Annotated in this window: 4 protein-coding genes; all 4 read right to left on the reverse strand. The window is 63.0% G+C overall.

From position 1 onward, the window contains the following. On the reverse strand, positions 1-607 hold a 607-nt coding region (locus RJ1_RS44305; protein ID WP_143169609.1), incomplete at its 3' end, for an epoxide hydrolase family protein. Positions 608-852: 245 nt separating this feature from the next. After that, positions 853-1,479 (reverse strand): VOC family protein, encoded by a 627-nt coding sequence (locus RJ1_RS44310; protein WP_073371003.1) that lies wholly within the window; start codon positions 1,477-1,479, stop codon positions 853-855. A 103-nt stretch (positions 1,480-1,582) separates the two neighbouring features. After that, positions 1,583-1,870: a hypothetical protein gene (locus tag RJ1_RS44315; protein ID WP_073371006.1), complete on the reverse strand. Its 288-nt coding sequence runs from the start codon at positions 1,868-1,870 to the stop codon at positions 1,583-1,585. Between the two features lie 313 nt (positions 1,871-2,183). After that, positions 2,184-5,085 (reverse strand): protein kinase domain-containing protein (locus RJ1_RS44320; protein WP_073371008.1); only part of this gene is annotated, 2,902 nt, incomplete at its 5' end.

Genomic DNA, 5,085 nt, shown 5'->3' on the forward strand with positions numbered 1-5,085 from the left:
TGCCGAGCAGTTCCGACGGCGCCTGTACCGCCATCATTTCTGTGACAACCGCACCCCAGTCGCCGCCTTGCGCCACGTACTGCGTATACCCGAGGCGCTTCATCAGCTCTACCCAGGCGCGTGCGATGCGGTCGGGACCCCACCCGGTCGTCGTCGGCTTGCCCGAGAACCCGTAGCCGGGCATCGACGGAATCACCAGATGGAACGCGTCCGACGCGTCACCACCATGAGCGGTGGGATTGGTCAGCGGTTCGATGATCTTGAGTTGCTCGACAATCGAGCCGGGCCAACCGTGTGTGACGATGAGTGGCAACGCATTCTCGTGCTTCGAGCGAACGTGGATGAAGTGAATGTCGAGCCCGTCGATCTCGGTGATGAACTGGGGCAGAGCGTTCAGCTTCGCCTCAACCTTGCGCCAGTCGTAATCTGATCCCCAGTACTGCGCGAGTGCCTGACTCGTCGCGAGCGGTGTGCCCTGCGACTGATCTGCGACTGTTTCCTTTTCGGGCCAACGCGTGGCCGCGATGCGCTGGCGCAGCGCCTGGAGTTCGGTCTCAGGGATTTCGACCGTGAACGGACGGATCGCGACTTCGGTTGTAACAGACATGTGAGTTTCCTTGCTGTGTGATTTGGTGGTCGAGAATGGTTTGGGTGGATTGGTGCCGCTAACTCATCGAGTCTGTTCTCCATAAGTGGTGAACAGATCAGAGGAAGGCGGTAACGATGAGCAGGTAGAAGACCATCTGGCGGGAGGGCCCGAGTGGCCGCGTTGGAACTGAACGTGTGCAGCGATCGCCCAACGCATCGGGACGGTTTTAACCTTTTGGGTTAAAACGAGATTGAGGTGGGTAGCTAGGCTCCCCTCTGCTCCGCGGCTATGTACTGGGCGTACCAGTCGGGCCAGTTGGGGTCTTGCCGTCCGGTGCGCTGCTCATACCCGCCGTAGGTGGCCTCGGCGCGCCGAAGGGCGGTGGCCAGGTCGGAGGTGGTTCCGAAAGATGTAGCGCCGGAATCGATGCGCGCCGCAATTCGGGTTGTGACTTCCTGCAGCGTCCAGTTGTTGCCGTCGGGATCGTGGAAGGTGGCGAACGAGTTGTAGCTGGAATGGTCGGGGTCCGGTCCGCGAACCGGGCCGTTCGCGGTGTAGTGGAAGATGTCGCTGACATCGGTTCCGGCGGCGGTCAGCTGCTGGTGGGCGGCGCCGATGTCGGAGACGATCAGGAAGGCTGAGGCGGAGCCGGGTGCGGCGGTGGTGAGGTGGGTGCCGAAGTGGATCGAGGTGGCGGAGCGGGGTGGGGTGAACTGGACTACGCCGGAGCTGGGCGGTGTGGCGTCTTGTCGCCAGCCGAGGTGGGCGTAGAAGTCGGTGGCGCGGTCGACGTCGGAGACGGGGAGGACGAGGACCTCGAGTTTCATGTCGACGTTTGTGACCGTCGCGGTGGTTGTCGTCTTGGCGGTGTGAGTTTCGGTCGTGCTCATGACTTCCTTCTGGGGATTCTCTGGGGGGGGTGACTGTGAAGAGGGGACTGGGGGGAGCGGTGGCGCTAGTTCGGCCTCAGTGGAGTGATCGAGTGCAACCGCTTTACATCTCGGTGCTGCTATACCCGCCGGCGAGGATTTGATTGCCGATGGTGGTTTCGGCGCGGCGGTCCCGCCTGTGGTCGCGTTGGCGGTCGTGCTGACGCTGTTGCGGCATGGTGTTGTCCTGGTTGCGGGGTATGTCGTGAGCGGCGACCGGGGTGGCGGCAGTGGCTACGGCGCCGGCGGGGATGATGCCGAATGCGGCAGTCGCTACTGCGGCGGTGGCGAGCCGCTTCCAGGAGGCGATGCTGGTGTGTGAGGTGTTCTGGTGGAGGTGTGTGCTGGTCATGGCAATAACAATCGCAACTGCGCGGCGTGTGTGACGGAGATGATCTACTGGCCTCACTACCTGCATTTCATACGCAGGTACCCGTGGACCCAACGAAGCGGTCAGCCCAGCCAACACCAGACGGCGAACTGGTAGGCGTGAGCGTACGGACGGCACGGTCGGTATTGGGTGCGACTACCCCATTCCGAAGTGAGACGTCTGCCCGGTCTGGTCGGGCCGGCACTGCGGCAGGCGGCGTCAACCGATCAGAGACCGGAGCGCACGATGGGAATCAGATCAGGGTGTCAGTATGCAGTGGGGAGCACTGTCCGAACTACGGCTTTCGGGAGTCGATGCTCTCCTCGCGGGCAATCCAGGCGGCAAGCTGCGCGCGGGTTCGGTGTCCGGTCTTCGTGAGGATGCGGTCTACGTGTCCTTCTGCGGTGCGGGGCGAGATGACCAGCCGTTCCGCGATCTCCTTGTTCGTCAGTCCCTCCGCCACCAGCTTTCCCACTTCTTTCTCACGAGGTGTGAGCTTCACCTTCGCTGCAGGAGTGGCCGGCTTCGGCGGCTTGGACGTGCGCTTGTGCAACGCGAATTCGATCGACGCGAGGTGTTCGAGGCGTTCACCGGCCCGGAATTCTTTCTCGAACGCAGTGTCACCGAGCAGCTGGCGGGTGCGTTGTTCGTATCGAGTCCGCGTGCGGATCAACGTGTCGTTTCCGAAGAGTGGAGTGCTTCCCATCTCGCCGCACAGTGTGCGCCCGATACCGAGCAGGCGGGCGGATCGGACGGGGTTTGCTTCCTCGATCGCGATCCACGCGAGGATCTCGGTGCATGTACTCACGCCCAACCAGTCGCTCAATGACTGCTTCAGTTCGAGCGCTTCTTTCAACGAGTCCGAAGCTTGCGGGTACTTGCGCTGGGTCCACAGGGCAAGTCCGCGGGCCCACAGCGCCCATGACGTCGAGAAGTGCTCCTTCAGCGACTTACCTGAGGCGATGGTTTCGTCCGCCCAGGCAAGGGATTGTTCCAGGTTCCCGGACAGGCAGTGCACTAAAGCGAGCTGAGCGCCGCCCAGCAGTGTCAGGGAATTGACCTCCCCTGACTCGGCGTGAAGTGCCATGCCGGCAGTGAGGTACTCCAGTGCGACGTCGAGATTTCCGTTTCCGAGCATCTCCGCCGCGCCCCGGAACTGAACTGCAAACGCCTGGGCGGTTCGATCACCGATCGATTCCGCAACGGCGCTGCATTCCAGCAAATACTGCTTGGAGGTCGGGTTGTCGCCCTGAACCATGGCGTTCCACGCGATCACCCAGAGCGCTTTCGCCCTCTCGCTGCTCGGATCCTGGTCGGGCTCCAAGGCTCGGGTCAGCCAGTACCGCCCGTCGCGCAGGAGGCCACTCGCGTTCCAGAAGAACCACAACGCACCCGCCATCCGGAGACCGGTTCGGGCCTCCCCGGGGGTGGACAGGCAGTACTCCAGCGCCGCCCGCAGATTCGCCCGCTCGTGCCTCATACGACGGTTCCATACCAGCTGCCCTGACCCCAGTGACTGACCCTCGCTGCGTTCGGCCAAACGCAGGAAGTAGTCTCGATGATTCCTGCGCCACGCATTCGCGTCGCCGTGCTCGGCAAGTTTCTCGGCCGCGTAGTCCTTGATGCTTTCCAACAGTTTGTATCGAACGGTGGACCCGGATTGAACGGTGGAAATGACCGACTTTTCGACAAGACTGGAGATCAAGTCGAACGCGTCCGGAACGATGGTCGGATCGGTGCAGACGCTCTCCACCGCATCGAAATCGAAACCGCCCGCGAAGACGGACAGCCGCGCCCACAGGGCTTGTTCTTCCGGCGAGCACAGATCGAAGCTCCAATCGATGGCGCCACGCAGCGTTTGATGCCGTACCGGTCCGCCACGGTTTCCTCGCGTCAGAATTTCGAAGAGTGCGCCCTCGCGCGACAGGACGCGGTCGAGGGGAAGGGACCTGATCCGGACCGCTGCGAGTTCGATGGCTAGAGGGATGCCGTCCAGCCGCTGGCACAGGTGGGCAACTTCCAGGCGGCTCTCGTCGTCGAGCGTGTATCCGGGGACGACGGCTGCAGCGCGTTGCTCGAAAAGATCGACCGCCTCGGAATGAAAGCTCTTGGCGTTCTGTCCGTCGGCGAGTTGAGCTTCGTCGGGGACCGGCATGGGGGGTACCTCGAACACGGCCTCCCCCAGCACACCGAGAGGCTCCCGGCTGGTTGCCAGGATCTGCACGCGATCCGTCCCCCGAATAATCTCGGCGGCGACGCTTCCACATGCCTCGATCAAATGCTCGCAGTTGTCCAAAACGATGAGTGCATGTCTTTCACCGAGGAATTCAAACAGGTAGTGACTGCCGTCCGCACTCATTCCGTCTCGAATGTCGAGCGCCTCGGTAATCGCGCTGACGACAAGGTCTGGAGTGGAGATCGCGGCGAGATCCACAAACCAGACGCCGCCGGTGTAGATTCTGCGCACTTCCGACGCGACGCGGCATGCCAGCCGGGTTTTACCTACCCCACCAAATCCGGTGAGGGTCACTATCCGGGAATCCGACAGACGCGCCTTGATCGCGGCCACTTCTTTGCGGCGTCCGACGAAACTTGTCACTTCGTGAAAGAAGTCGTGTGCATGAGAGACGAGTTGGTGCCCCGCAGCCCTCGCGTTCTCCTCTGGTTGCACGGCTCCCGCTTCGGCGTGCAGTGCCATCTCGTCGACGGGGAAACCATGGAGGCGTTGAGATGCTCGAAGTTGCTGACCGAGTTCTGTGGCGGAGGGGCGGACCTCCGGGGTGCCGGTCATGGCACGTTCGATGATCGTGCTGACGTCCTCGGGAACACCGTGCTTGCGTGGGTCGGGACCCGACTCGGCGGCGATTCTCAGGAATTGGGCGACCACCTGCTCCCCGCTGCGGCGTTCGAAGGCGGCGTGGCCGGTCATCGCAGCGAACAGCGTGGCACCGAGGCCGTACACGTCGGCGGCAGCACTCGGGGGTTGGCCGGTCACCACCTCGGGGGCGGTGAACGCCGGCGACCCCGTCACGACGCCGGCGGTGGTTTCGAATCCGCCGGCGATGCGGGCGATGCCGAAATCCGTAAGCGCCGGCTCGCCGTAGTCGCTGACCAGGATGTTCCCGGGTTTGACGTCGCGGTGAAGGATCCCGAGGCGGTGGGCAGTCTCGAGGGCACCGGCCATCTTCACCCCGAGA

The sequence above is a fragment of the Rhodococcus jostii NBRC 16295 genome (genome assembly GCF_001894825.1).
Classification (GTDB): Bacteria; Actinomycetota; Actinomycetes; order Mycobacteriales; family Mycobacteriaceae; genus Rhodococcus_F; species Rhodococcus_F jostii.